The sequence below is a fragment of the Anaerohalosphaera lusitana genome (genome assembly GCF_002007645.1).
Classification (GTDB): Bacteria; Planctomycetota; Phycisphaerae; order Sedimentisphaerales; family Anaerohalosphaeraceae; genus Anaerohalosphaera; species Anaerohalosphaera lusitana.
In genome coordinates this window covers 391,540-417,942 of record NZ_CP019791.1, presented here as the reverse complement: position 1 = coordinate 417,942, position 26,403 = coordinate 391,540, and the positions used below count along the sequence as shown (strand labels likewise).

The following is a 26,403-nucleotide window of genomic DNA, read 5'->3' as shown; positions in this document are numbered from 1 at the left end:
TTTTTGGAAAGTGAGGTTTGCTATGGGACGGAAGATTGTTTGTGCTGCGGGTGTTTTTGTTTTGGCGGTGTTGTTTGCTGGCGGGTGTGCGGACGGATGGGAGCGGTGTGAGGCGGAAGAGGGTGAGATATCGCCCAGGCTTGGGAGGCTGAAGGAGAATTATGAGGTCGAGGGCGAGAAGCAGTCGTTTGAGGTGAAGTGGAGGTATCGGGGGGAAGGGCTCGAGCTGAGCCGGGAGCGGGTGGATGTTTACGATGAGCGACGGAGTGGGATGGATGAGTTCGGGGCTGATGGTTTTGGTGGGTTTTGATGTGTGTGGGGTGCGATGTGGATGGAGGCGCTATGAACGTGGTGACGTTGATGGGAGTGGATTGGTGTTTTGCGACTGGTGGGCACTCGCATATTTTCGTTATGACAGGCTGTGTGTGGGTGGGTACATGCGTCTAAGTCGACGCTCACGGTTTGTTCTCTGGATGCAAATCAAGTTTGCGGTGACAGTGGGGGGTTGTGTTAGCAAAATGCTTGCGGAGGGTGGTTTTGGGGTGTAGGATGTGTTGGTGCTGTTTCGGGACAGAGGACGGTATTTCATTTGGTCGAGTTTGAAGGCTGGGTTTTATGCGAAGAATCGAGTATGCGAAGATAGTTGAGACTGTTGCGCGGCTTGCGATCGAATCTGCTTACGAGCTGCCTGGGGATGTGCTGGGGGCGATCGAGGAGGCACGGGCGGCGGAGACGGATGAGCGTGCGCGGCGGATACTGGATCAGTTGATTGAGAATGCGCGGCTGGCGAGTGAAGAGCGGATACCGCTTTGTCAGGACACGGGGCTGGCGGTGGTGTTCGTGGAGCAGGGTGAGGATGTGTGCGTCGAGCCGCCGAAGTCGTCGCGTGAGGCTGGGGCGAGTGTGGCCGGCGGGACGCATCGGCCAGCGGCTCTGATAACGGCTGCGATAAACGAGGGGATCGCGGATGGGTATGGGCGCGGGCTGCTGCGAAAGTCGGTAGTGGCGGAGCCTTTGCGGGAGCGGGCGAATACGAAGACGAATACGCCGGCGGTGATCCATCATAGCGTGGTGCCGGGTGATGAGCTGAGTATTTACGTGATGAGCAAGGGGGGCGGGTGTGAGAATAAGAGCCAGGTGCGACTGTTCAATCCGACGGACAGTGCGGAGACGGTGAAGGGGTGGATCGTGGATGTGGTGCGCGAGGCGGGAGCGAATGCGTGTCCGCCGTTCGTGGTGGGAGTGGGGATCGGTGGAAATTTCGAGCAGGCGTGTCTGATCGCGAAGAAGTCGCTGCTGCGCGGGATGGGGGAGGCGAACGCGGATGAGTTTTATGCGCAGATGGAGGCTGATCTGCTGGCGGCGGTGAACGAGCTGGGGATCGGGCCGCAAGGGCTCGGGGGGCGGACGACGGCACTGGCGGTGAAGATCGAGACCGCGCCGTGCCATATCGCGTCGCTGCCGGTTGCGGTAAACATCGAGTGCCATTCGCATCGGCACAAGCATGCGGTGCTGTGAGGGTTCGGCATTATGGTCGGTCTGTCGCGGGATCGCTAATAGATGCTGAATTCGAGTATGGTTGGTACTTCGGTCGCGCTGTCGATGCGGAGGCGGAGTTTGTCGGTTTTTACGGGGTGGAAGGTTATTTCTTTTTCCGGGCCGATGCGGGTGCCTGTTGCGATTTCGGTCCATTGGTTGTCTTTGCGTGCTTCTATGGCGAACTTGCGTATGCGGTTCCAGTTGCCTTCGTCGATGACGACTCGGGAGACTGTTGCGGGGTTGGGTAGTTCGAGGGCGAGCCAGGCTGAGCGGGAGTCGGGGGCCGCGCCCCAGCGGGTTTGGGGGTTTGCGTCGGTTGCTTTTTCGGCGGAGTGTTCGTCATTCCATTCGCTTGAGGCCGAAGCAGCGGTTATATCTAGCGGTTCGGGGGGCAGTTCGATCTCGCCTCGGATGTATTGGCCGACCTTGCGGAGCGTGCGGACGTCTATTTCGCGGAGCTTGCCGGAGCGGTCCGGGCCGACGTCGAGTGAGAAGATATTGCCGAACTTTTCGGCGCCGAGCCAGTCGCGGTATATTTTTTCGGGCGAGGCTGCGTAGTTGTCGTTTTCGGGTAGGGAGTAGAACCATTGTGCGCCGCGGAGATTCTGTCTGCCCTGGCCTTCGAGGATGGGGTAGGTGAACTCTGCGAGGAGGAAGCCGGTGTGGCCCTTCATGTATTCGGCGCGGGCTGAGGAGCCGATTGATTCGGCGGTTGCTTCGTGGAGCGGTGCGGGTTTGCCGCGTTCGCCGAGACGGATGTCAGCGCCGTCCTGTTTGCCGTGGTTGTAGCCGACGAAGCAGCGGGGCTGGAGCGATTTGACGAAGCGGGAGGTTTCGGCGTGGCTGAGGCCGCCTGTGCCTACGGCGTGGTCGAACCAGATGTATTCGATGGGGCCATAGTTGGTGAGCAGTTCGCGGAGCTGGGCCTTTTTGGTTTCGGGTCTTGCGGCGGAGGTGTGGATGTCTTTGCGTCCGGACCAGCTCCAATCGCCTTCGCTGAAATAGAGGGCGAGTTTGAGGCCGTGCTTGTCGCAGGCCTTTTTGACTTCGGCGAGTACGTCGACGCCCTGGAGGGCGATGGTGTTGGATACTTTGCGGTCGGTGGTTTTGGTGTCCCAGAGGCAGAAGCCGTCGTGGTGCTTGGTGAGGAAGAGGATATAATTCATGCCGGCGGATTTGGCGACTTCGCACCACTGGTCGGGGTCGAAGCCGGTGGGGTTGAAGAAGTTTATGTCCTCGACGCCGGGTGTCCATTCGTAGCCGCTGAAGGTGGAGAATGACCAGCAGATGAACATTCCGAAGCGCAGGTCCTGGAGCTGTTTAGCTTCATGGATCATGTCAGTGGCGGGCTGTGCGGTTTTATCGCTGTCGGATTTTGCTAGTGGGATGTGGATGTTGAAGCTGTGGGCGGGTTTCAGTTGGCAGGCGGCGTAGAGAGCGGTTGGGCGGCCGGTGGAGTCGAGCAGGAGTTGGGGACGTTCGAGGCGGTATGCCTTTTCGGTTGTGCCGTTGGTCCATTCGATGGTGAGGTCGGAGGCGAGCAGGTGTTCGCTGGGGCGCCAGTCTATGCCGTTGTCTGATTCGAAGAGGGCAAGGGATTTGCCTGAGCCGGTGATGCCGCCGTGGAAGTCTTTTACGATGCCGTAGAAACGCTGGTGGGATTTGTGGTACCAGATGAAGGGGTCCTCGGCCATTGCGAGTCGGCCGTTTTTGTTGACGGCGAAGACTTTGGTGTCCTGTACTTCGAACGGTCCGGTGGAGGTGTCGGAAATGGCGACGCCGTGGACGGGGGAGAAACCTTTGGTGTTCTTCCAGCCCTTGAAGATCATGATGTATTTGCCGTCGGGGCGGCGGTCGACGGAGGGGTTTACGACGACGATGTTGGCGGGATTGATGTTGGCAGGATCGCCGAACTCGTCGTCTTCGGCCAGGCCGTAACCGAGGCGGGTCCGGGGGCTGAGGATGGATTTTTCGCTTCGCTCGTATTTGCCTGCTGCGAGGTCGGCGAGGCTGTCGGCGATGACGACGCCTATCTGCTGATGCGTGACGAGGCGGGAACGGTCGGCGCGTTTTGCGTCTGTTTCGGGGTCGACGCAGCCGGTGTAGTAGAGATAGTATTTGCCGTCGAAGTGTTTGACGGTTGGGTTGTAGACCGAGCGGGCGTCCCAGGCGAAGGGTTTGCCGTCGTGTTTTCTGCCTTGGAGGATTGTGCGGACGTGTTTGAAGGGGCCTGCGGGAGAGCCTGCGACGGCGTAGCAGATCTCGGCGTCCTGGAGCCAGCCTTCGCTGAAGGGGTACGATTTGGGCCAGCGGCAGTAGAACATGTGGAACTTATCGTCTTCGCCCTGCAGGACTGAGCCGCCCCAGGTGTACCAGTCATCGTGCTGGAGCTTTGCGTGTTCGGGTACGGGCTGGATCATTGATCGGATGTCGAGGGAGGGCTCGTCAGCGGTTGCGGTGGCGGTGAGTAGAATGATAAGAAAGGCAGAAAGTTTTGCAAATTGACGCATGATAACTCCGAGTGAAGGTGGTAAATATTTACACGATGCCTGCGAGGCCGTATTCGTCTTGCTGTTCGGCGTTCCAGAGGGGGACGCCGAGAAATGCGGCGAGGGCGTTGGCGTCGTCGGTGAGTTTGTCGAGCTTGCCGTGGTCGACGACGTTGATGCGTCGGCCGTCCTTTTGGACGATGTTGAGTTCGTAGCTGTAGTAGTGCGTGGTGTGGTTTTTGCCGCGGCTGGTGCAGTATTCGGAAATGATCTGCAGTGCGTGGATGTCGGAGAGGCGGGCGGCGTCTTTGGGTGGTTCGGCGGAAGAGCGTAGGAGGTCGGGGCCGGCTTTTTTGCCTTTGTAGAACCAGCCGACGGTCTTGTCGAAGACTATGGGGCGGGAGTAGTAGTAGAGCAGTGCGGCTCCGGTTAGAGCGAATATGCCGCCTAATATCAAAGCGAACAATCGTTCCTCGCCGTCGCCGGCTATGCCGACACCGATACCGACTGCTAGGCCGATGATGAGAAATATGGCTGCGAAAATTTTTACGCCGATTGTGGACTTGATCTCGACACGGTTAGGGCCGATCGTCGTGAGTCGATGGGTGCACATGTTCGTTCCGCCGCCTTTAGCCGGCGTCCACTTGGTATGCATTGCGACGGGGTCGTTGAAGCGGGATGGGTCGACCTGAGTTTCGTGTTGGGTGAGTCTTTTAAGGTTCCGGAAAAGTTGTTTTAGCATTTTGGGTCTCCCTCGGTTTCTGTTACGGCATTCCACGCCGGTATCTCAAGAAAACTGGCCAGCCTGTTGGCTTCCGGCATTACATGTTTCAACCTGTCGACGTTCAATAAGTTTTTGCGGTCACCGTTTTTGAGTACCATATTGAGTTCATAATTGTAGCAATAATCAGATTCATCCCGAACGAGCTTAGGGATGATCTGCAGAGCGTGAATGTCATCGAGGGGGATCGCTTTCTCGTCCTTCTTTTGCCTTTTGCCGTAGGCAGTACTTTTCAGCTTGCCTCTGTGGTAAAGGCCGGATCTTTTATCAAAGACCATCGGACGAGAATAATACCAAAACGCCCAAAATCCAACACTGATCAAAAGGATGCAGGGTATAGCAAATATTACAATAACTGGTATAGCACCCTTCAGGTTATCGCTGGTCAGTCCAAAGATCAAAGGGGAGGTTATTGCGAGAAAATATACAAACCAGAATAGATAACTTGCTCCAGACATTGTGAACACCATCTTGTGAGCATCCTGAGCCACTAGTGTATATATTCTGACATTGCCTGCAGGGCCGTCATAGGCGGGTTCCCACCCTGTCTTTATTGCGACAGGATCGTTGAACTGCGCAGGATCAATATTGATGGGGCGCGGACGACCTTTCTCTATTTGCCTTCGAAGCCATTTGAACATTTTAGATTCTTTCGCAATCCCATTCTTCGTTTCAGTGACCCGACTGCCCTTCCTGCGATTCGCATTGATCTTACGGTGTCTGAAATGTTGCTCCAGACGGGGACCTCTAGGAAGTCGGCGAGTTTGTCGGCGGCTTTGCAGGCGTGATCCTTTTGCCGGGACCAGCCGATGCTGACCCTCCGCCCGTCCTGCAGGACGAGATTGAGTTCGTACTGACGGCACCAGTTGTGGCGGTTTTCGAGCATCTGCAGGGCATGGATACTGGAAAGCTGCACTGCGCCTGCCCGCTCTTCGTCGCGCATGGTCGCGACAGCGTGCAAGGCTTTTCGACCTTCATAATGCCAACCGCTCGTCTTGTCGAATACTGATGGCCAGAGGATGTAATAGATTCTTTCGGCGGCCACGAATAGAAAGCCCATCAGAAAACCGCAGGCGATAGCTATCAGTGAGCGGAAGTCATAGTCTCCTACAATCATAATAAGCGCACCCACCCAAGTGAAAACCACCTCGAAAGCTAAGGCCAGCATGCCGGGTTTTAATTCCATGCGGTTAGTACCAACGTCCTTGAAATGATAGTGTCGCAGGTTGAATCCACCCTTGCCGATCATTTTCCATCTGGTGCGGGCAGCGACCGGGTCGTCAAGTTGGGCCGGATCGAATTGCTCAACTTGTAATATTTTCGGCACAGTTATTTGCATGTTTTATCTTTCGGCATACAAGTAAGCCGCCCTCTAGACGAATCGGTTATCGGAGCGTTTCTGATTTATTGTTTTCTGGTCCTGGTTCATCCAGCCGGAGCGGGTGTTTTGGGGGTGGTCGAATTTTTCGATGTATGGTTTTATGTCGATCAGCGGTGTGCCGTCGAGGATGTCGACGCCTTTGATGGTGAGGATGTTTTGCTGGACTTCGAGGAGTTCGACTACAGAAAGGCCGATGTGGTTCGGACGGACGGGTGCGCGGGTGGAGTATACGCCTCGTGTGACGGTGTCCATGAACGGGGTGACGCGGAGCCTTGTTTCGCGGGCGTGGTGGAAGTGGTAGAGCAGATAGATGTGGCTGAAGCCTGCCAGGTCGGTCAAGCCGGGGGCGTATTGCTCGAAGATCTCGATGGTGCCCGTGGTGTCGGGCGCGCCTTTGGGCTGTATGGGCATGTTCTGGAGCTGTTTGAATGGGCTGTGTATTATGCCGATGGGTTGAATTTGTATCTTTTGCGTATTCATGGGAGTATTTTACTCGTGATAGGGGTTTGATGCAAGAAAAGTCGGCGTGTGCGGGTTTGAAAATTCGAGTATGCAATTGAGCCGCCGCAGAATTTAACAGCCGAGCCTCCGACGAACTTTTCGGAGGGTCCATTCTCGGCGAACTGTGAAATTATGCGGCTGGAGAGTCCCGCAAGATGTTGCGAATACTCCTTTGCTTAGTTTGTTCATAATTCTTGACAAATCGAAAAAGCGGGCCCGTTGTTGAGCGGACCCGCTTTGGGAAATTGCGTTTTGTCAGTTTATGGTTTTACTATGATGAGTTTGGTTTCGTGGGGTTCTACTTTGTCTGTGTACGAATCTGTGAATTCGCCCATGTCCATGTGTGCCCAGACGTCGCGCACTTCGGCAGTGCCTTCCAGGTCGACCATTGCGTAGTCGAACGTTATGTCTTTTGCTTCTTCGTCATGCTTGTTGAGCAGGCCCACTGCCCATGAGCCGTCTGCGAGTGGTCGTGCCCATATCTCGATGGGCCCGTCCTTGTGAACGCGGCGGGCGGGTTCGCCGAGCGGGTCCTGGTCGATGGCGATGGCTTCGTCGTTGGTTAGGATGTAGCGTGTTTCGGGCGTCATGTCGCGGACGTCGCAAGAGATGGTCAGCGGTGCGGCAAGCAGGCACCACAGGCTCATCTGCGAGCGGTATTCGCGGTCGGTACAGCCGCTTGCGCCGCATGCGTTGGAGGGTTTGCCCTTGCCGTAGAGGCCCACGATGAGCATGTCGGGGTCGTTCCATCCGCCCGGGCCCGCGTGGTCTGCGATGTCTGTGTGGCGGTCGAGTGTCTGGACGATGCCGTTGCAGCCCGCGGAGTAGCTGCCTGCGTCCCATGTATCGCGGATGTCCCAGGTTGTTCGCCAGAGGTTGCCGCCGACTTCACGGCCCCAGAGCCAGGGCTTGCGCGGGCCCCATTCGCAGATGCCGAGGACGATCGAGCGGTCGGTGGCGTCGAGTGCGTCGGAGATCTTCGAGTAGCGTTTCTTTGCGGTTTCGACGTCCTTGGGTGCGTGGCAGTAGTCATACTTGAGGTAGTCGATGCCCCATTCGGCGAAGGTGTCGGCGTCCTGCTGTTCGTAGCCGAGCGAGCCGATCGCGCCTGCGCAGGTCCACTCAGCAGCGTCGGAATAGATGCCGAGCTTTAGGCCCTTAGCGTGGACGTAGTCGGCGAGCTTCTTTATGCCGGACGGAAACTTTTCGGGGTCGGGCTGGATGTTTCCGTCTTCGTCGCGTTTGCCCTGCCAGAGGTCGTCGATGATGATGTATTCGTAGCCCGCGTCGCGGAGGCCGGTCTCGACCATGGCGTCGGCGATTTCCATGATGAGCTGTTCGGAGATGTCGCCCTGAAACTTGTTCCATGTCATCCAGCCCATGGGGGGCGTTAGGGCGAGGGTGTCGCCTGCGACGATTTCGATCTGTCGGGTCGCTCGGCCGTACTTGTTCTCGGCGGTGATGGTTGGGGTGTAGGTTCCCGCATCTTCGATCACGCCTCGGATGATGCCTGTTTGCGGGTCTATCCGCAGGCCCTCGGGCAGATCGTCGGCGGTGTAGTGCATTGGTTCGGGGCCGCTGGTTCCCACCGCGTGCATAAAGGGCGTGCCCGGATGGATGCCGACGCGGTAAGGCGCGTTGATCTTCGGCGAGAGGGGATGCGAAGTTCTGCTCATGACCTTATGACCGCAGCCCGTTAGACAGATCGCAATTAAACCCAGTACCGCTACGCTGATTCTGCTGTACATAATTCACACTCCGAAAAAAATTATAATTCTGATTATCCACACGTATCTTTATAATGCGCATCGGTCGCGACAACAACTTTTTTCCGCGACTCTAAGGGCCATATTTTCAGCAGTTTGCTGCCCGCAAGAAACATTGAGCCATTAAATGGGGCCAACGCCAACGAACATTTCACGTCATGAAAAAATCATTTGTATCCTGAGTTGATGCTTGATAAACTGGTATTCTGAACGTGAGCCGCGGCAGTTGTTCGCATTTTTGCATAGCCAGGCTCATCCTCGTTTCCTTGCCCGCAAGATTCAGAGCAACTGTCAAAACGCAAGCAAGCTGTTAGCTGATCGAATGCGACTTTCGCATATGTTGCAATGTTTTAAGGGAGTTTGGATATGAACAGAAGAGCGTTCTTAAAGAAGTCGTGTCTGTCGCTGACCGCTATTGCCGCAAGCGGCTGTCTGAGCAGCCAGGTCAAGGCCAACCCAAGCCAACCCAACGTACTGATGATCTGCATCGATGATCTTAATGACATGATCGGGTGCATGAAGGGGCATCCGCAAGTCAAAACTCCCAATATCGATCGACTGGCCGAGCAGGGAACACTGTTCATCAATGCGCACTGCCAGGCACCTATCTGCGGGCCCTCGCGTGCAAGCCTGATGAGTGGGCTTCGGCCTTCGACCACCGGGATCTATGGTCAGATATACGACAATAAGATCAGGAACGCCAGCGATGCGACACGAAAATGTACTTATCTGCACGAGTATTTCCAGCAGAACGGCTACATGACCATGGGCATCGGCAAGATATTTCATCACCATGTTCCCAGGGGTACGCTCGATGTTTCGGGCGGGCGAAAGAAGGGATTCGGTCCCATGCCTGAAGAAGCCATGAACTGGAAAGGTAAGGGCACGGTTACCGACTGGGGGGCCTTCCCGGCCAGAGATGAACAGATGCCGGATTATCATACCGCCAAATGGACCATCGACAAGCTCAAGCAAAAACACGAAAAGCCTTTCATGCTTATCGCGGGTTTCTTGAGGCCGCATGTACCGTGGCACGTACCGCAAAAGTGGTTCGATATGTACCCGCTGGATGAGATCGAGACGCCTGCATATCTGCCGGGCGACCAGGACGACGTGCCCGAGATTGGCCGCAGGATCGCCGAGGTACCGATGATGCCGACTGCCGAATGGGCCAAAGAAAACGATGAGTGGAGGGAGATAATCCAGGCGTATCTGGCTTGTGTAACTTTTGTGGATCATTATGTCGGTGAGATACTTGATGCACTGGAAAACAGTGATTATGGAGACAATACAATCGTGGTGCTCTGGTCGGATCATGGTTATCATCTGGGCGAGAAGAACCGTTTTGCAAAGCATTCCATATGGGAGCGGGCGACGCGTGCACCGCTGATCATACGGCATCCCGGAGGAAAAGGCGGCCAAAGGTGCAGCAAACCCGTTCAGATGCTGGATATTTATCCGACGCTGCTGGACCTGGCGAACCTGCCGGCCAACTCACAAAACGAGGGGCACAGTCTTACGCCTTTACTGAGGTATCCTGAGGGTGACTGGCCTTATGCGGCGGTAACGACGTACGGCAGGAACAATCATGCGGTCAGGACGGAGAGATATCGCTATATTCATTATGAGGACGGGTCCGAGGAGCTTTATGACCATAAGAGTGATGACAATGAATGGCATAATCTGGCTGATAAGGAAGGATATGAGCAGGTAAAGGCACGGCTGAAAAAGTATCTGCCCGAAAAGAATGTGCCATGGTCGCCGGCGGCGTTTCTCGGTGTCAATGAATACTTCCGCAAGACTTCCGTCTAGTAAACTGCGGCTGAGAAAAGGGCGACTGAGAATTAGAGTAATACATCGGAAAGAGTCATGAAGAAATTGCAGTTAGTTGTCTATTTGTCGTTAGTGATACTTGTCGGGATTATCGCAGGTTTGTCCTTGCGTAAAAATTTTGGTGAGAAGCTGTATGATATGCTCGACGCATCGATTTTCTTTGAGATATCAGACAGGCAGTTCAGCGATCCTGAATTGATGAATAACGTTCCCTCAAAATCATTTGCCAGTGAGAAAATAAAAGTCAGATTGAAAGCCGACCCTCTTATGGAAAGTGAGACAGAGGTTTTCAGGGAAATTAGCTTAAATGTTCCATTGGAGCCTGAGGAAGAAAACGGGGACCTTATGTATGCGTTTGATTCCGATATGTTCAGGTTTTCCGTGACGGCAGAGGGCACGCTGCCTGCTCTGATAGAAGTGGTCGAAGAACAACTTAAAAATTATGATGTCAGTTATGATCCAAAGTGGTTTGTACATGTACGCAGCAAATTAGTATCAGAGTCTGATGAATCTCTTTTCTTAAAAGGCATGTCAATAGATACAGAAGATATTAGAGCTGACAGTCCAGAGCAGGCATTGTATAACGCAGTGCTTTACGAATCAGTTCGGATATTTATTCGAAGGAAAGAAGTAAAACTGATCGAAGAAGGAAGTAATCACCTGTATATTTTCCCAAAGTTTCATAGACCAAATATTTCCATATTGTGGTATTTGTTTGAGGACGAAAAAGGTTTGTGCTCCGGTGGTTTTACATACAAACATGAGCATGGTTACAGCCAGGACTCGATCCGGGAAGCGGCAGGGTATTTGAAAACCATACTGCAGCTAGATGAGAAGGCCGGTAAAGGGGCTGTCGATTCGTCGGGGTCAGCTTCCGTAGAGTTGTGAGAAGACTGCGAAGTCTCGAAAGTTTACAATGCCGTCGCCTGTTTCGGGGGTGATGTCGGCGTAGCCGTCGCTGGTGAGCCAGTTTTCGATGAGCATGGCGAGGTCGTCCATGTCCGATGAGCCGTCTGCGTTGAAGTCGCCCATGCTTCGGTAGTAGTCCAGGGCCGCGTATGCGTCGACGAGTCCCCAGCCGTACTGGTTGTCTTTGCCGGTGGAGCCGAGATCGCGGGCGGTGCTTTCGAGTGCTTCGCGGACGTCGTCGGGGTCGGTGATGCCGAGTGAGATGAGCATTGCGGCGATGCCGGATACGTGGGGAGTTGCCATGCTCGTGCCGTCGTAGAAATAGTATCCGAAGTCGGTCGGGTCGCCTTCTGCGAATGTCTGCTGCAGTATGCCGTCGCCGTAGCCGTCATTGTTCTGGTCGACGTCAAGGTCCCCGCCTGGTGCGACGAGGTCGACGTAGCTGCCGGTGTTGCTGTAGGGTGCGCGGGTTCGGTCGTAGCGGGTTGCTCCGACGGCGATGCAGTATGAGTTGTAGGCGGCCGGGTATGTGGTGGGGTTGCCTTCGTTGTATTCGTTGCCGGTTGCGCAAACGATGGTGACGCCGTTGTTGTATGCGTACTGGACTGCGTTTCGCAGAGTTGTAGAATAGCCGCTGCCGCCCAGGCTCATGTTGATGACCTTTGCGCCGTTGTTCGCGGCGTGATAGACTCCGTCAGCGATCGCGCTGTATGTGCCCTCGCCGATGTCGTCGAGGACCTTGACCGGCATGATGGAGCAGTCGTAAGCGATGCCCGCGGCCCCGCTGTAGTTGTTGGTGTTTTGAGCGATCGTACCTGCGACATGTGTGCCGTGTCCGTCGTCGTCGTTTGCGTGGGCGTCGTTGTTGATGAAGTCGTAAGGCGAGACGAATGACGTACTGGCCAGATCCGGTGCCTGCTGGAACGAGCCGTAGTCTTCATAGGCGACCCCCGAATCAAGAACGGCGACTATGGTGCCGGGATCACCTTCGGTGATGTCCCAGGCGGCTTCGGCGTTAATGCCCCGGTAAGGGTCCGAGAAGTTCCACTGCAAATAGTAGTATGAGTCGTTTGGGGAGGCGAATGCACGGGCGATATAGTTCAGCTCTGCGTATTCGACTTCGGGGCGTTTGCGGAATATCTCGACCATCTGGGCGGCGGTTCGACCCTGCGGGACCTTAAGCCGCTGGAAGCGGGAGAATCGGCTTGAAGCGAGAATCTCGCTGCCGTGCTTATGTGTCATCGACTTTACCTGTGAGCGCGCCATGCCGGGCTTGAACTTCACGATGAACTCACCTTTTACCCATTCGGGTTTGCCTTTACCGGCAGCGAGCGTATGAGGACAGAGAACCGCTGAACAGATCAATAGAACCGCTGCTATCCAAATCCTTTTTATCATGGCCCGGTCTCCCGATTCCCGCAAGTCTCCGTCTCTTTAGAAATAATCCGCGAGCATATGTTATCACATTATTAGGGCATAACCCAGAGTAAATCAGTAGGCTTTTTACCGCCTCGCAAACCCGCTGTGCGCGATCTGTCACATAAGACTCTGGATAAAACGCAGTTGCGGCGTTAGAATACAGGGTCGGCACAGTGCTGCCGTGAAGACCAGAAAAAACCGAAAAACACCATGGCAATGCGAAAAAGGGAGCAAGCAGCATGGCTGAGGACGTCAAAAAGAAGATCGAAAAGCTGCGGGACGAGATACGTCATCACGATCGGCTTTACTACGTGGAGAACAGCCCGGAGATATCCGACCAGGAATACGACAAGCTGTTTCATAAATTGCAGAAGCTGGAAGAGGAGCAGCCGGATCTGATCACACCGGATTCACCCACGCAGAGGGTAGGCGGGGAGCCGGTGGAAGGATTTGACAATGTGCGGCATTCGGTGCCGATGCTGAGTATCGACAACACGTATAATGAGGGCGAGCTGCGGAATTTCGACAAGCGGGTCGCAAAGGCGCTGGAGACGGATGACTATACGTATGTGATCGAGCTGAAGATCGACGGGGTCGCGATGAGCCTGCGGTACGAGGATCGGATGCTGGTGCGAGGCGCAACGCGGGGCGACGGCGTGACCGGCGACGATGTGACGAGCAATGTCAAGACGATCCACGCGATACCGCTCAAGCTCAGCGACAGCGATGATATACCGGATGTGCTGGAAGTTCGCGGCGAGGTGTATATGCCGAAGAAGTCGTTTGCCGCACTGAATGAGTATCGCGACGAGCAGGGACAGCCTCCGTTCGCGAATCCGCGGAACGCTACGGCCGGTTCGCTCAAGACGCTGGATCCGTCGGTGGTGGCAAAGCGGAACCTGGCGTTCTTCGCGTATTCTGTCGGTGAGACGTCTACGGAGTTGGCGGATACGCATTACGAGGCGTTGAAGAAGCTCGAGTCTTTCGGCCTGCCGGTGGATCCGCGTACCAAGCGGGTGGGCAATATCGACGACGTGATAGATTTCCTGCAGAAGTGGGCGGATAAAAAGACTGACCTGGATTATCAGATCGACGGAATGGTGATAAAGGTGGACTCGTACGATCAGCAGGATCGGCTTGGGGCGACCGGTCGTGCGCCGCGGTGGTGTATCGCGTACAAGTTCCCGGCCGAGCGGAAGGAGACCACGGTGAAGTCGGTGCAGACGCAGGTGGGTAAGACTGGCACGCTGACGCCGGTGGCGCATCTGGAGCCGGTGCATGTTTCGGGGACGACGGTTTCGCGGGCGTCGCTGCATAATTTTGACGAGGTGCGGCGGCTGGATGTGCGCGAGGGGGACAAGGTGCTGATCGAGAAGGCCGGCGAGATAATACCGCAGGTGGTGGAGGTGACGAACGCGGATCGGAAGGGGCGGTCGGAAAAGGTGAAGCCGCCGAAGGAGTGTCCGATCTGCGGTACGGAGGTGAAGGTGATCGAACGGAAGCGGTCCGGGTCCGAAGAGGATCGGGCGGCGAAGGGCGAGCAGACGCATACGTATGTTTGTCCGAACGGATCGTGTCCGGCGAAGGTGCGTGAGGAATTTATACATTTCGTCGGGCGGTCGCAGATGGATATAGAGCATCTGGGGCCGAAGATAATCGACCAGCTCCTGGACAAGCGGCTGATCGAGAATTTTGCAGACATTTATCGGCTGGACCATTTCAAGCTGGGTCGGCTGGATCGGATGGGGGCCAAGAGTATCGAGCGGCTGCTGGACAGTATCGAGGAGTCGAAGGAGCGGCCTTTGTTTCGGTTTATTACCGCGTTGGGTATTCCGAACATAGGGACGCAGAACGCCGAAATTCTTGCGGATCATTTCGGGTCGATCGAGAATCTAATGGACATCAAGCGAGAGGACCTGGAGGCGATAGATCAGATCGGGCCGGTGATCGCGGATTCGGTGTACGACTATTTTCATGACGAGGGGAACCGCAAGGTTATTCGCGAGCTGCTGGATGAAGGCGTGAAGCCGAAGGGGCCTAAGAAGAAGTCGAACAAGCTGGAGGGCAAGACGTTTGTGGTGACGGGTACGCTGTCGCACTTCAAGCGGGACGATATAAAGCGGACGATAAAGAACAACGGCGGGAAGGCGTCGTCGTCGGTTTCGAAGAATACGGACTACCTGGTTGCGGGCGACAATCCGGGGAGCAAATATGACAAGGCGCAGCAGCTTGGTGTGTCCGTGATCAGCGAGGGAGAATTCGCGGAGATGGCGGATATTGAGCTGGACTGATACGTGCGATGGGAAAGATACGGGATGTCAAAACACGAACATAATAAGGACGAGCATACGACTGCAGACAGCCGGTTCATGCGGATGGCGCTGGATCTGGCACGCAACGGTATTGGCTCGGTCGAGCCTAACCCGGCGGTTGGATGTGTGCTTGTCAAGCATGGGCAGGTGATCGGCCGGGGATATCACAAAGCGTTCGGCGGGCCGCACGCGGAGGTGGAGGCTCTCAGTGATGCGGATGCGAAGAAGAACTCGGTGCGACGCGCGACTGCGTATGTGACGCTTGAGCCTTGCTGTCATCACGGCAAGACACCGCCTTGTACGGATGCACTGATCGAGGCGGGTGTGTCGCGAGTGGTGGTTGCGGTGCGTGACAATGCGCCGCATGTGGCGGGTAACGGGATAAAGGCGTTGCGATCGGCGGGGGTGTCAGTGACGACGGGTGTGCTGGCGGATGAGGCGATGGCGCTGAACTGGTGGTTCTTTCATTATCACATGACGGGGCGGCCTTGGGTGATATGCAAGTGGGCGCAGTCGATCGACGGCAAGTGTGCGTTTCGCGATTCTGCGGCGCATGGGCAGTGGATCACGAATGCGCAGTCACGGAAGGATGTGCATAAAACGCGCCGACGGTGTCAGGCGGTGCTGGTGGGAGTGGGGACGGTGATAACGGACGATCCGGAGCTTACGGCTCGGCCCGCGCTGGAACGGTATCCGGCCAGGGTTGTGCTGGACTCGTCATTGCGTACGCCGTTGAAGAGCAAGCTGCTCAGGCCAGCCGATAACGAAACGATCATCATTACCACGGAACAGGCGGCGAAGGAGAAGGCAGATAAGCTGGCCGAACTGGAGGCAACACATGCGAAGGTAGCGAAGGTCACGGCGGATGCGGACGGCAAATGCGACCTGGGGGCGGTGCTGAAGCTGCTCGGCAAGCTGGGCATGTCCCAGATGCTGGTCGAGGGCGGCCCGACGGTCCACGCGGCGTTCTTGAAGGCACAACTGGCAAACGAACTGAACATCTACATAGCACCAAAAATCCTCGGCCGCACCGGCACAGCAGACATATCAAAGGCTGTAACAAAAAGCGCAGACATGCTGCGGCTGAAGGATGTGAACACGCGGAAACTGGGGAACGACACGCTTGTATCGGCGATATGTGCTATCTAGAAATTGTGCCGCACTCCTTAGTAATTGGCAAGTAATTGGAACACTCCACGGGATTTTTCGTATAATTTGCGTATATAGCAGAATTTATTTGCATATTGAGCCGATAATTTGTATAAATATTCTTGTCGGAGGAAAAGCCATGCCAAATATTGCTGAAAAACTCAAACATTTAAGAATCAGTTCTGGCCTTACGCAAAAGCAGGTCACAGATCGCACAGGAATAGACGATTCACGACTTAGCGAATACGAGAATGGCCGTAGTGAACCACGTTTGGGGATACTGGCAAAACTTGCTGATGTCTACGGAGTAACGCTTGATAGTTTGTTTTCGGCGCAAATAGAGCCGGAGTTAAGGGTATTATGGCGGAATGAGCCACAAAACAAGCGAGACATACAGCAAGAATTCTTGACTTACTGTCGGCAATACCATCAACTTGAAATGTGGACTAACAGCAAAGTTGAAAAAAAACTTCCCTACCCTGAAATATCGGCAAGAAGGTTCCATTATCAGGAAGTCGCCGACCTGGCAGCGGAGACACGCTCACTGATGGGCCTTGGAAACCGTCCAGGTCAGACCCTTTTTTCGATTTTGCAGGAAGTATATGGCGTTAAAATTTTCCACCTGGATTTAGAGGATGCGGGCATCGCTGCATGTACCGTAAGCGAAGAATTCGGTCCCGCCATTGCCCTTAATTGTAACTGTCCAAGATGGCGACGTAATCATGATATTGCTCACGAATTGTTTCATATTCTGACTTGGGAACATTTTGGTCATTCCAGTGAACAGTTGGTTTTGACGGATCAGGAAGAGAAGTACGCGACCTGCTTTGCTGGCAATCTTCTGATGCCCGAAGAGACTGTAAAGGCTGCGGTAAACAAAGCCACAGATGACAGTGGCAAAGTTTCGTTCAATCGACTTGAAATGATCGCTAGAGAGTTTGACGTCACATTGGAATCTCTTATCTGGCGACTGCATTATGTTTACAACTTCGATCTCGATGAAACGAAGTCCTGGATTGAACGTTCGAAAAACCTGGTTCAAAAAAGAGCCAGAGATAAGGGCGAAAAGCCGGAACTGTTCCCTGAGCGGTATAAGGCATTAGCAATCGGCGCTTTGCTGGATGGTCAGATATCAATCGGCAAGTTCGCCAGGTTTATGCAGATAAGCAGGTCGGCAGCAAAAGATTATCTCTCGAATGAAAGCATCGACTATGCCGAAATGCCGGTTACTAATTTTTGATGCAAGCGTGATAATTGACTTGCACCTAATGGGCCTTTGGGAAAAGGTCGCTGAGCGATGCGATATCACGATAACAAGTACGGTAGCAGAGGATGAGGTTGATTTCTGGGAAGATGAAGCGGGGGAAAGACACTACATCGATCTTAATGAATCGTCATTTAAGCAGGTCGATGTACCCCTAGATTCAGTCATTCAATTCAAGTCCCGATTTCTAGGTGACTACTTTGAAAGACTGGATCCGGGCGAGGTTGAATCTTTGACATATTTATGCAGCTCTAAAGAGCACTTTCTAATCTGTTCGGGCGACTCTATTGTTTTCAGGATCCTGGGTTTGATAGCTAGGAGTGGACAAGGTATTTCGCTTGAGGAACTGCTTTCTAAGATTGGCCTGGGTCGTCAACTTGAGTGGCGCAATACAAAAGATTTCCGCATCAAATATACAAAGCTTGGCGAACAGGACAGCGTTACTGGAACTGGCCTTGCGTAGCTTTGCTCATTTTGTTTATGTGTACAGTTTTTCGATTTCGGTGATTATTTTTTTGGCGTTTGTTTGTTTTGGGGCTGGGGGGAGTGTTTGCCAGGGGGTGTTGGGGGTTTTTATTTTCAGGGCGGATTCGTCGGCGGAGATTGCGGAGGGGGCGTTGGCGATTATCATGTCTGCGTTTTTGTCGCGGAGTTTTTTCTCGGCTCGGGTTTCCAGATCCGTGTCCTCGAGGGCGAAGCCGACGATGAGCTGGGTGGTTTTGTTTTGGCCCGCCCAGCGGAGGATGTCGGTAGTGGGTTCGAGGCGGATGGTGAGTTCGGCGTCGGATTTTTTGATCTTGGTGGACGAGGTCTTTGCGGGTCGGTAGTCGGAGACGGCGGCGGCCATGATGAGGCAGTCGGTGGCGGGGAAGGCGCTGCGGACGGCGGTGAACATGTCTTCGGAGGTGGTGACGTTTATGACCGTTACATCGTCGGGCGGCTGCAGCGCGGTCGGTGCGGTGATGAGCGTGACGCTGTGGCCCGCATCGCGAGCGGCGGCGGCGAGTGCGTAGCCCATGCGTCCGCTGGATGCGTTGGAGATGAAGCGGACGGGGTCGATATATTCGCGTGTGCCCCCTGCTGTGATCGTAATGTTCATGATCGGATCGTTTTTGCGAGTTCGCATGCGGCGTGAAGGATGTCGGCCGGTTCGGACATTCGGCCCACGCCTTCGGTCTTGCAGGCGAGTGAACCGGTTGCCGGGCCGACGAGCCGGAAGTTGAGCTTGTCCTTGAGTGTTTGGACGTTCTGCTGGGTGATCGGGTTTTCCCACATGCGGGTGTTCATGGCCGGTGCGAGAAGGGTCGGCTTCTCCCAGCAGACGCAGATGGTCGTGGAGAGCAGATCGTCGCTGATGCCGTGGGCGGCCTTGGCGATGATGTTCGCTGTTGCCGGTGCAATGATGACCAGGTCCGAGCGGTCGGCCAGATCGATGTGGCCGATGCGGTATTCTTCCGGACCGGTCCACATGCTCGTGAATACGGGGTTTGCGGTGACGGCCTCGAAGGTTTTTGGCCGAACGAGGCGGCAGGCATTCTCGGTCATAACGGTGGTGACGCTTGCGCGAGCTTTGGTAAGCTTGCTCGCCAGGTCAGCCGCCTTGTAAGCAGCGATTCCGCCGCTGACGCCGAGAAGAACATTAATGCCGTTTAAACCGCCTTCGGTCATCGTTCCGCAATCCCGATCAGAGTTTGAATTCGGTGGTTTCCTCTTCTTCTTCGCCCCAGTCGATCGCGATCTTGTCCTGCTTGATCTCTTCGACGGCGATCTCCATAGCGGTCATGCCTTCTGGGTTGTCGATGAGCGGACGCGAGCCTTCCATCAGTTCCTTCATGCGTTTCTGGATGAGGGAGCTGAGTTTGAAACGGCCGCCAACTTTCTTTATAAGGTCTGAGCTTTTAAGATTTTCGAGCATTGTTATTCTCCGGACTTGCCTTCTATGATCGATATGATCTCGGTAACAGCTTCTTCGAGATCGTCATTAATTACCATATGGTCGTAGCTCTGCCATGCCTGGGCGATTTCGTTGCCGGCACTTTGGAGTCGTTTTTCGGCTGAGGTGCGGTCCTCGCCGCGAGCCCTGCCGTGCATTCTTTTTTCCAGTTCGCTTTCTTTGGGCGGCAGGATGAATACCATGATAGCATCCTTGAAAAGCTTTTTTGCTTTCTGTCCGCCCTGGACGTCTATCTCGAGAAGGACCGTTTTGCCTTCATCGAGTGCTTTTTCGACAGGTCCCCACGGTGTGCCGTAGAGGTTTCCGAAGACCTCGGCGTATTCGAGGAACTCGCCTGCCTGGATTTTCTTTTCGAATTCACTGCGGCTGAGGAAGTAGTAGTTTTTGCCTTCGACTTCGCCTTCACCGCGGGAGCGAGTCGTGGCCGAGACGCTCAGGAACGCATCGGTGCGGTCGACGATCTCTTTGCAGATGGTGCTTTTACCCACGCCGCTTGGCCCGCTTATTACTACAAGATTGCCTTTTTTGTTCGCATTTTCGGGCATATCGGCTTTACTCCACGTTCTGAACCTGCTCTTTGATCCTGTCGATCATGCACTTTATATCTACGACGAGCTGACTTACCTGTGCGTCACTGGCCTTGCTTGCGATGGTGTTTGCCTCGCGGAGCATCTCCTGGCTGAGAAAGTCCAGGCGGCGGCCGCAGTGTTCTACCTCTTTGCAGCATTTTTCGAACTGCTTAATGTGCGAGTCCAGGCGGGTCAGTTCTTCGGCAATGTCGGATCGTTCGGCGAAGATCGCGACTTCGCGTGCGATCATTTCCTCATCCAGCTTGAAGTTCGATCCGCTGAGAAGCTCTTCAACGCGTTTTTGCAGTTTTTCGTGATAGGCCTTGAGGACCTCATCGGACCGGCTGTCGATCTGTGAACAGCGGTCGGTAATCGCGGCACAGTTTGCCAGAAGGTCGTCTTCCAGGGCCTTGCCCTCGACCTGCCGCATCTTCTCAAGCTTCTGCACGGCCTGGTTTGCGATGTCCATTACGGTTTCGCGGAGCCGCTGTTCCTGCTGTTCGTCCGGGACGACCGGCTTTACGACGCCGGGCAGAGTTACCAGATCCGCAACGTTGAACGACCCGCCGCTGCCTGACCTTTCAGCTACGCTGCGTATCTTCGTGATATAGTTTTCGAGTACGCGCTCGTCAAGGTCGTAGAGACCTTCGCCGGCGACGTTCTGTGCGTGTATCCAGAAGTTGACCGTTCCGCGGCGGAGTTCGGCGCGCAGCAGCTTGTCGATGTCGTCAGCGAGGAAGCCGACGATATCGGGCAGCTTGACATGGGTTTTGAGGTGGCGATTGTTTACGGACTTGAGCTCGGCCGTGTAGATAACGCCGTCGAGTTCGCGTGCCGCTTCGCCGAATCCTGTCATGCTATTTATCATAACGCGCCTCTGTTATGCGGACCGGTAATGCTGTTGAGCCGGTCGGACCAGCTTACTGATTTTCTGTTTCGTCTGTCTGTGTATCGCCTGCCGCTTCTTCGTCCGGCTGTGTAGTATCGTCGGGAAGAACGTCGCTTTCAGCGTCGATCTCAGTCTCGACTGGCTCGCCCTGTGCGTCAAGTGCGGCGTCTTCTTCTTCGACAGCTTCACTAGGCGTTTCGTCTACCGGTGGTTCTACGATGGGTTCCTCCGAAGGCCTTTCGCCTTCGCTGCCCTGTGCGGGCATCTCGGTTACCGCGCCGGGAGTTGGGCCGGTCGGTCGGTAGAACTTGACCAGCATGATGCCGAGAATCAAAAAGAGTCCGACCATTGCGATGGTGACCCATGTGAGGAAGTCGCCGGTTTTGGTACCGAGCAGACCGCCGCCGGGTGCGCCTGCGCCGCCGAACGCGCCGCCGAGTCCGCCGCCTTTACCCTTTTGCAGTAGGACGACCAGGATCAACAGGAGTGCGATCAGAACCCACAGAACACTGACCAGGCTCCAGAAAAACGGCATTTTTGCCATTACCACATGCATCATAGTATTACCTCATAATTTTCGAAAATATCTGGAAGCCGGCCCGCCCCTTTGAGGTGAGTGGGCGGTTCCGGCTTTCCTACACGGTATATTCAGCAACTAAGCAACTGTTTTGATCATTTTTGAGAAGTCTTCGACCTTGAGGCTCGCTCCGCCTACCAGCAGGCCGTCGACGTCAGGCTGTGCCATCAGTTCAGCGGTGTTTGCGGGCTTTGCCGAGCCGCCGTACTGGATACGGATCTTGTCGGCGACGTCCTGAGAGTACAGCTCAGCGATCAGTCCGCGGATCATTGCGTGTACATCCTGTGCCTGGTCAGGTGTCGCGGTCTTGCCCGTGCCGATGGCCCATACGGGTTCGTACGCGATCGTAACCTTGAGGATGTCGTCCGCTGAAACGCCTTCAAGGCCCTTTGTGACCTGTGTCTTTACGACGTCATTCGTTTTGTCTGCTTCGCGCTCTTCGAGCAGTTCGCCGACTGCGAGGATGGGCAGCAGGCCGCTTTCGATTGCAGCTTTGACCTTCTTATTGACGAGTTCGTCGGTTTCGCCGATGACGTGTCTTCTTTCGCTGTGGCCGCAGATGACGTATGTGCAGCCGACGTCCTTGAGCATGTCGGTGCTGATCTCACCTGTGAATGCGCCGTTTGCTTCGAAGTACATATTCTGTGCGCCGACCTTGACGGGCGAGCCGCTGACGGCATTAGAGACTGCCTGCAGATATACGAAAGGCGGACAGACTGCAACGTCTACACTGTCAACGTCCTTGAGTTCTTTTGCCAGGCCCGCTGCGAGTTCGACTGAGCCTGCGGAATCCTTGTTCATTTTCCAGTTGCCGGCGATGAAAGGTTTTCTCATTTGGAATTCTCCCGATCTTTGTGCCGCGTCTCATGGTTCACGGCAATCGTTAACATGGTCAAAGTAATTTATCGTTTTTAGGATAACTTCCCAGTACGGAAAGCTGTAGACAGTGTTTTTTGGCGGCTTCGAGGGCCTTTTGTGCCTGTTCGGATGACTTATGGCCAACGAAGTCGACGAAGAAATAGTATTCCCACTCGCGCTTCTTACTCGGGCGGGATTCGATATTCGCAAGGTTCAGCCCGTGGTCGCGGAAGACCTCCAGCACATCCACCAGGGCTCCGGCTTTGTGGGCGGTGCTGAACAGCAGCGATGTTTTGTCGTCGCCGGTGGGCGGTGTGTCCTGCTTGCCTATAATAAGGAAGCGGGTCACGTTGTTGGGCACGTCCTCGATGTTTTCGCATACGATCTTGAGCCCGTACAGGTCGGCCGCAGCGGTGGATCCGATGGCCGCGGTGTATGGTTTTTCGGCGGCCATCTGTGCTGCGCGGGCCGATGATGCGACCGCGATCGTCTTTGCTCCGGTGAAGGTGTCGCTGAGCCACTTACGGCACTGGGCGAATACCTCCGGCTTGGAGTAGACCTCTTTTACGTCCTCCAGCTTGCAGTTGGCAAGCAGGTTATGATGGATGGCCATGTAAACTTCGGCGCAGATGTACACGTCGGAGTCGACGAATGCGTCGAGGCTCTCGTCGATGCCCCCGCCCGCGGAGTTTTCGATCGGCACGATGCCCAGATCGCTGTGGCCCTTGCTTACTTCGTTGAAGATGGTTCGGATGTCTGCGACCGCTTCGTAGTCGACGCTCTGGCCGAACTTCAGCATTGCCGCGCTGTGGCTGAAGCTGCCCTCGGGACCGAGAAAGGCGATTCGAAGCGGGCGTTCGAGGAAGAACGAGCCGCTCATCATCTCACGCCAGATGGCGGTAAGTGTTTTGTCCGGCAGCGGGCCGGTGTTGGCCCTGGATATCTTTTCGAGTACCGCTTTTTCGCGGTGCGGTGCGTAGATCGGCCCGCCGTTCTTATCCTTGTACTTGCCGACCTTGACTACGACGCGCGCACGCTCGTTGAGCAGCTCGACGAGCTTCGAATCGATGTCGTCTATTTTCTTTCTGAGGTCCTCAAGCGACATTTTAATGTCTGTTCCTTATTAAAAGGAGTCGGCAGCGGTGCATTTTTCGCGGCTCGACTGTCGGCCGTGGGGTATTTGCGCACTACCTCCGCCATTCTAGAAACTACCGTATTTAACAGAATAGGGGCGGTGCGTCAACCTAAATAGGGGCAGTTTTGCAGTTTTTGGGGGTTTGAATGGGGTTTTAGGGCTTTATTAACGATATATGGAGTTAAGATAGGGCTGCTGGCGGGGTTTTGGAGCGGCTGGCGGGTGAAATAGCAGCGATGCGGGGATTTTGGTGTCGATTACGGCAGAATTTATGCTAATATGTGGGCGATGGACGGGGGATCCTGGTTTTTAATGCTGATATTGCGGGTTGGGGAGCATTTTTGAGGTTAATTTGTCATGGCGAAGAAGGCAGCTAAAAAGAAGGTGAAAAAGACGAAAAAGAAGGCGGCCGGCAAGAAAACGCATCGGAAAAAGATCAAGGTCGACCCTGCCCAGGCCAAAAAGCGGGTCGAGAAGATATTTCCGGTGCTGGTGGAGGCATATCCCGATGCTCGGGTGTCGCTGAACTTTTCGAATCCGCTGGAGCTGCTCATCGCGACGATCCTGGCGGCGCAGTGTACGGATGCGCGGGTCAATATCGTGACGGCGGACCTGTTCAAAAAGTACCGCTCAGCGGAGGACTGGGCGAACGCGGACGAGGAGGAACTGCAGCAGGATATTCGTTCGTGCGGATTTTATCGTAACAAGGCCAAGTCGATACAGAAAACCTGCCGGGCGATCATCGACAAGTTCGGCGGTGAGGTTCCCTACACGATGGAAGGCCTGCTGGAGCTCAACGGCGTGGGGCGCAAGACGGCGAACGTTCTGCTGGGCAACGCCTTCGAGACGCAGGGCATCGTGTGTGATACGCACGTCATCCGGCTGAGCCGACGGCTGGCGCTCAGCGAGAACCGCGACCCGGTCAAGCTCGAATTCGACCTGATGCAGATCGTGCCAAAGGAAAAATGGGGCGGCTGGACGATGTTCAGCCACGTCCTGGTCTTCCACGGCCGAGCGATCTGCAACGCAAGAAAACCAGACTGCGAAAACTGCCCCATAGCAAAACACTGCCCAAGCGCAGGCAAGCCGGAGTTGTGGTGAGAGGGAGTTTGTTGAGCATAGGGAAGGGATGACAGTGTGATGGTTTTATCGATAAGAATAAAGGTGCTGTCATCGGTGGGTTATTAGATTACGGGCGTTTTAAGAGGTTATGAGCATGAAAAGAAGGTTCTCGTTATATTTACTAATCGGCGTAATCCTATATGCAATATCTAATACTGGGTTAAAACTAGCTTTTCAGGAACATCGAGCCAGCTTTTATCATTATTCTGATACGAATAATTTGTTTAATGTCATCTATGCCTTACATAGTTTGTTTTTGTTGTTTCTGTTCATGTTTTCAATAGGGGTGATTTGCAAAAAATCCAAATATCTCATGCTAAAGATGTTCGTCTTAGGTGTTTTGTTTTGTCTATCGGGTTTTTTCTTTGTTTTAGACCATGCCGAAGCTACAAGAATTGTATCGAAACAGAAGGGCAGGGCGGCTTTGACAAAAGAATATGGAGATAGATTTGTGAATCTCCTCTCGAAAACAGACAATGAAAAAATGCCTTCCGTTGATGATTGGAGAGATACCGTTTTCTCAAATAATATTCACTCACTGGTATTTAGTGCCGTTTCAAAAATATAATTTTAACTTTTCCATGATTTAAGACTTGCGCCATGCATAATCTGGTATTATATAGAATGACACGAAGAAATAATTTCACGCTTACAAGCAGAGAAAGGGATTTCTTATGTGTCTGTACGCCAGAGACCTCAGTACCAGTGAAGGCCAGCAAATTCAGCGGATACTCCGCAGCAGCAAAAGCCGAATCAAGATTCGTCGCGGCCAAGTCATTCTTGCCTCTAACCAGGGCTATAAAGTTCCTGCTATCGCCGAGCTGGTTCACTATTCGCCGCACCATGTCAGGGCCATCATCAAAGACTTTAACCAACGCGGCCTTAAGGCGTTGGAGCCCAAGCCCCGGCCGGGAAGACCGCCGGAGTTTACCGAGGACGACAAGGCCATTATTGCCGAGACTGCAAAATGTCCGCCCGATCTTCTGGACTGCCCTTTTAAGCGGTGGTCCCTGGAAAAACTGCGTGAATATCTTGTCCAGGAAAAGATCGTTCCTACGATCAGCATTGAAACACTCAGGACCATCCTGCGTGAAAAGAAGGTCAAGCTCCGGCGGACAAAGACGTGGAAAGAGTGCAACGACCCCAATCTCAAGTCTAAAAAAAACTAATTCGCAGATATGTGAACCAGCCGGCCTCAAACGGGCCGACCATATCATTCGACGAGTTCGGACCGCTGGAGATTCGTCCTCAGCCAGGCCGGAATTACTGTCATACCGACCATCCCAAGAGGCTGCCTGCGACCTATACCCGCAAACATGGCGTTCAGCACTGGCTGGCGTTTTACGATGTCCATCAGAAAAAGCTCTGGGGATATGTTCGGCCACGCAAGCGGCATCAGGAGTTCTTGGAAGTTTTGAAACTGACCAGGAAAAAGTATCCGGCGAACCAGCGGATACACCTGATACTGGACAATTTTTCGCCGCACCGCAAGGAAAAGGTTCTGCGGTACTGTCGCGAGAACAATATTCATCTGATCTGGACGCCGACCAACGCATCATGGCTAAATCCTATCGAATGTCAGTTTACCCATGTTAAGGAATTCGTCATACGCGGAACTAATTATCAAAACCACAATGAGCTTAAAATCGCTCTGAATAGATACGTAGCATATCGCAATAAAAAAAATCAGCAAAAGTTAAACTTAGATAATTGAAACGGCATTAGTTATAATGAAAATGTTGCAGGATTAAAGTTCGCAAATCTTCCAGGTCAAACTATTCTTTTATTTGAATCTGATAATGAGCTTTCAAATGAAGGTAATGAGAGCTCTTTCAAGGGGACTTGTGGTGATGGGTATAAGTTTTTATACTCCAATGATTCTAAGGTTATCGTATACTCAAAGAAAAAAGATCAATATAGAGAGTATGATACTAATAAATTAATAAATGTAGTATG

Annotated in this window: 27 protein-coding genes; 12 read left to right on the top strand and 15 right to left on the bottom strand. The window is 54.1% G+C overall.

What is annotated here, in order from left to right; genetic code table 11:
- The first annotated feature begins 22 nt into the window (after nt 1-22).
- On the top strand, nt 23-310 hold the full coding sequence (locus STSP2_RS01840; protein WP_146659321.1) for a hypothetical protein: 288 nt from the start codon (nt 23-25) through the stop codon (nt 308-310).
- 305 nt (nt 311-615) lie between these two features.
- Complete coding sequence (locus tag STSP2_RS01835) at nt 616-1,518, top strand: fumarate hydratase (protein WP_146659319.1); 903 nt, start codon at nt 616-618, stop codon at nt 1,516-1,518.
- 35 nt (nt 1,519-1,553) lie between these two features.
- Here STSP2_RS01835 and STSP2_RS01830 read toward each other — a convergent pair whose 3' ends face one another.
- The 6 genes from STSP2_RS01830 to STSP2_RS01805 form a co-directional block, all read right to left on the bottom strand.
- Complete coding sequence (locus STSP2_RS01830; RefSeq protein ID WP_146659318.1) at nt 1,554-4,049, bottom strand: alpha-L-fucosidase; 2,496 nt, start codon at nt 4,047-4,049, stop codon at nt 1,554-1,556.
- 28 nt (nt 4,050-4,077) lie between these two features.
- On the bottom strand, nt 4,078-4,770 hold the full coding sequence (locus STSP2_RS01825) for a SoxR reducing system RseC family protein (RefSeq protein WP_146659316.1): 693 nt from the start codon (nt 4,768-4,770) through the stop codon (nt 4,078-4,080).
- The gene (locus STSP2_RS01820; RefSeq protein ID WP_169852907.1) at nt 4,764-5,279 is read right to left on the bottom strand and encodes a hypothetical protein; all 516 of its coding nucleotides are present in this window, start codon (nt 5,277-5,279) and stop codon (nt 4,764-4,766) included. Before STSP2_RS01820 ends, STSP2_RS01825 begins: the two co-directional genes overlap by 7 nt.
- A gap of 143 nt (nt 5,280-5,422) precedes the next feature.
- Nucleotides 5,423-6,136: a hypothetical protein gene (locus STSP2_RS01815; protein ID WP_169852906.1), complete on the bottom strand. Its 714-nt coding sequence runs from the start codon at nt 6,134-6,136 to the stop codon at nt 5,423-5,425.
- A gap of 45 nt (nt 6,137-6,181) precedes the next feature.
- Nucleotides 6,182-6,670 (bottom strand): tRNA (N6-threonylcarbamoyladenosine(37)-N6)-methyltransferase TrmO, encoded by a 489-nt coding sequence (tsaA, locus tag STSP2_RS01810; RefSeq protein ID WP_146659310.1) that lies wholly within the window; start codon nt 6,668-6,670, stop codon nt 6,182-6,184.
- 281 nt (nt 6,671-6,951) lie between these two features.
- Nucleotides 6,952-8,439 (bottom strand): putative Ig domain-containing protein, encoded by a 1,488-nt coding sequence (locus STSP2_RS01805; protein WP_146659308.1) that lies wholly within the window; start codon nt 8,437-8,439, stop codon nt 6,952-6,954.
- A gap of 384 nt (nt 8,440-8,823) precedes the next feature.
- Between STSP2_RS01805 and STSP2_RS01800 the strand changes: the two genes are divergently transcribed.
- Together STSP2_RS01800 and STSP2_RS01795 are read left to right on the top strand one after the other, a co-directional pair.
- Nucleotides 8,824-10,269 (top strand): sulfatase, encoded by a 1,446-nt coding sequence (locus STSP2_RS01800; RefSeq protein ID WP_205847962.1) that lies wholly within the window; start codon nt 8,824-8,826, stop codon nt 10,267-10,269.
- Between the two features lie 57 nt (nt 10,270-10,326).
- Nucleotides 10,327-11,178, top strand: a complete 852-nt coding sequence (locus STSP2_RS01795) for a hypothetical protein (protein ID WP_146659306.1) — start codon at nt 10,327-10,329, stop codon at nt 11,176-11,178.
- Here the strand turns inward: STSP2_RS01795 and STSP2_RS01790 are convergent.
- The gene (locus STSP2_RS01790) at nt 11,158-12,597 is read right to left on the bottom strand and encodes a S8 family serine peptidase (RefSeq protein WP_146659302.1); all 1,440 of its coding nucleotides are present in this window, start codon (nt 12,595-12,597) and stop codon (nt 11,158-11,160) included. The genes STSP2_RS01795 and STSP2_RS01790 overlap by 21 nt on opposite strands.
- Nucleotides 12,598-12,857: 260 nt before the next feature.
- On the opposite strand from STSP2_RS01790, the gene ligA reads away from it, so the two are divergent.
- The 4 genes from ligA (at nt 12,858) to STSP2_RS01770 (ending at nt 17,806) form a co-directional block, all read left to right on the top strand.
- A complete protein-coding gene (gene ligA / locus STSP2_RS01785) occupies nt 12,858-14,909 on the top strand; it encodes an NAD-dependent DNA ligase LigA (RefSeq protein WP_146659295.1) in 2,052 nt (683 codons plus the stop codon).
- Nucleotides 14,910-14,933: 24 nt separating this feature from the next.
- On the top strand, nt 14,934-16,079 hold the full coding sequence (ribD, locus tag STSP2_RS01780; RefSeq protein WP_146659288.1) for a bifunctional diaminohydroxyphosphoribosylaminopyrimidine deaminase/5-amino-6-(5-phosphoribosylamino)uracil reductase RibD: 1,146 nt from the start codon (nt 14,934-14,936) through the stop codon (nt 16,077-16,079).
- Nucleotides 16,080-16,218: 139 nt separating this feature from the next.
- Complete coding sequence (locus STSP2_RS01775; protein WP_146659281.1) at nt 16,219-17,319, top strand: helix-turn-helix domain-containing protein; 1,101 nt, start codon at nt 16,219-16,221, stop codon at nt 17,317-17,319.
- Nucleotides 17,276-17,806 (top strand): hypothetical protein, encoded by a 531-nt coding sequence (locus tag STSP2_RS01770; protein ID WP_169852905.1) that lies wholly within the window; start codon nt 17,276-17,278, stop codon nt 17,804-17,806. The genes STSP2_RS01775 and STSP2_RS01770 overlap by 44 nt, the downstream gene beginning before the upstream one ends.
- A gap of 15 nt (nt 17,807-17,821) precedes the next feature.
- On the opposite strand, the gene STSP2_RS01765 is transcribed toward STSP2_RS01770, so the two are convergent.
- The 8 genes from STSP2_RS01765 to pheA form a co-directional block, all read right to left on the bottom strand.
- Entirely contained in the window at nt 17,822-18,442 is a 621-nt protein-coding gene (locus tag STSP2_RS01765; RefSeq protein ID WP_169852904.1) for a phosphopantothenoylcysteine decarboxylase domain-containing protein, read from the bottom strand.
- Nucleotides 18,439-19,011 (bottom strand): flavoprotein, encoded by a 573-nt coding sequence (locus STSP2_RS01760; protein WP_146659272.1) that lies wholly within the window; start codon nt 19,009-19,011, stop codon nt 18,439-18,441. Before STSP2_RS01760 ends, STSP2_RS01765 begins: the two co-directional genes overlap by 4 nt.
- Nucleotides 19,012-19,027: 16 nt before the next feature.
- Nucleotides 19,028-19,258, bottom strand: a complete 231-nt coding sequence (locus tag STSP2_RS01755; protein ID WP_146659270.1) for a DNA-directed RNA polymerase subunit omega — start codon at nt 19,256-19,258, stop codon at nt 19,028-19,030.
- Between the two features lie 2 nt (nt 19,259-19,260).
- Nucleotides 19,261-19,842, bottom strand: coding sequence for a guanylate kinase (gene gmk / locus STSP2_RS01750; protein WP_146659267.1), 582 nt, complete (start codon nt 19,840-19,842; stop codon nt 19,261-19,263).
- A gap of 7 nt (nt 19,843-19,849) precedes the next feature.
- Entirely contained in the window at nt 19,850-20,734 is an 885-nt protein-coding gene (locus STSP2_RS01745; protein ID WP_146659266.1) for a YicC/YloC family endoribonuclease, read from the bottom strand.
- Nucleotides 20,735-20,786: 52 nt separating this feature from the next.
- On the bottom strand, nt 20,787-21,314 hold the full coding sequence (gene secG, locus STSP2_RS01740; protein WP_205847961.1) for a preprotein translocase subunit SecG: 528 nt from the start codon (nt 21,312-21,314) through the stop codon (nt 20,787-20,789).
- 96 nt (nt 21,315-21,410) lie between these two features.
- Nucleotides 21,411-22,166 (bottom strand): triose-phosphate isomerase, encoded by a 756-nt coding sequence (gene tpiA, locus STSP2_RS01735; protein ID WP_146659264.1) that lies wholly within the window; start codon nt 22,164-22,166, stop codon nt 21,411-21,413.
- A gap of 58 nt (nt 22,167-22,224) precedes the next feature.
- Complete coding sequence (gene pheA, locus STSP2_RS01730; protein ID WP_146659262.1) at nt 22,225-23,295, bottom strand: prephenate dehydratase; 1,071 nt, start codon at nt 23,293-23,295, stop codon at nt 22,225-22,227.
- 387 nt (nt 23,296-23,682) lie between these two features.
- On the opposite strand from pheA, the gene nth reads away from it, so the two are divergent.
- The 4 genes from nth to STSP2_RS17955 all read left to right on the top strand — a co-directional run bounded on the left by nth (nt 23,683) and on the right by STSP2_RS17955 (nt 26,161).
- Nucleotides 23,683-24,426: an endonuclease III gene (gene nth, locus STSP2_RS01725; protein ID WP_146659260.1), complete on the top strand. Its 744-nt coding sequence runs from the start codon at nt 23,683-23,685 to the stop codon at nt 24,424-24,426.
- 115 nt (nt 24,427-24,541) lie between these two features.
- The gene (locus STSP2_RS01720; protein ID WP_146659258.1) at nt 24,542-25,015 is read left to right on the top strand and encodes a hypothetical protein; all 474 of its coding nucleotides are present in this window, start codon (nt 24,542-24,544) and stop codon (nt 25,013-25,015) included.
- Between the two features lie 106 nt (nt 25,016-25,121).
- Nucleotides 25,122-25,616, top strand: coding sequence for a helix-turn-helix domain-containing protein (locus STSP2_RS01715; protein WP_146659256.1), 495 nt, complete (start codon nt 25,122-25,124; stop codon nt 25,614-25,616).
- A gap of 11 nt (nt 25,617-25,627) precedes the next feature.
- A complete protein-coding gene (locus STSP2_RS17955) occupies nt 25,628-26,161 on the top strand; it encodes a transposase (RefSeq protein ID WP_169852903.1) in 534 nt (177 codons plus the stop codon).
- Nucleotides 26,162-26,403 lie beyond the last annotated feature (242 nt).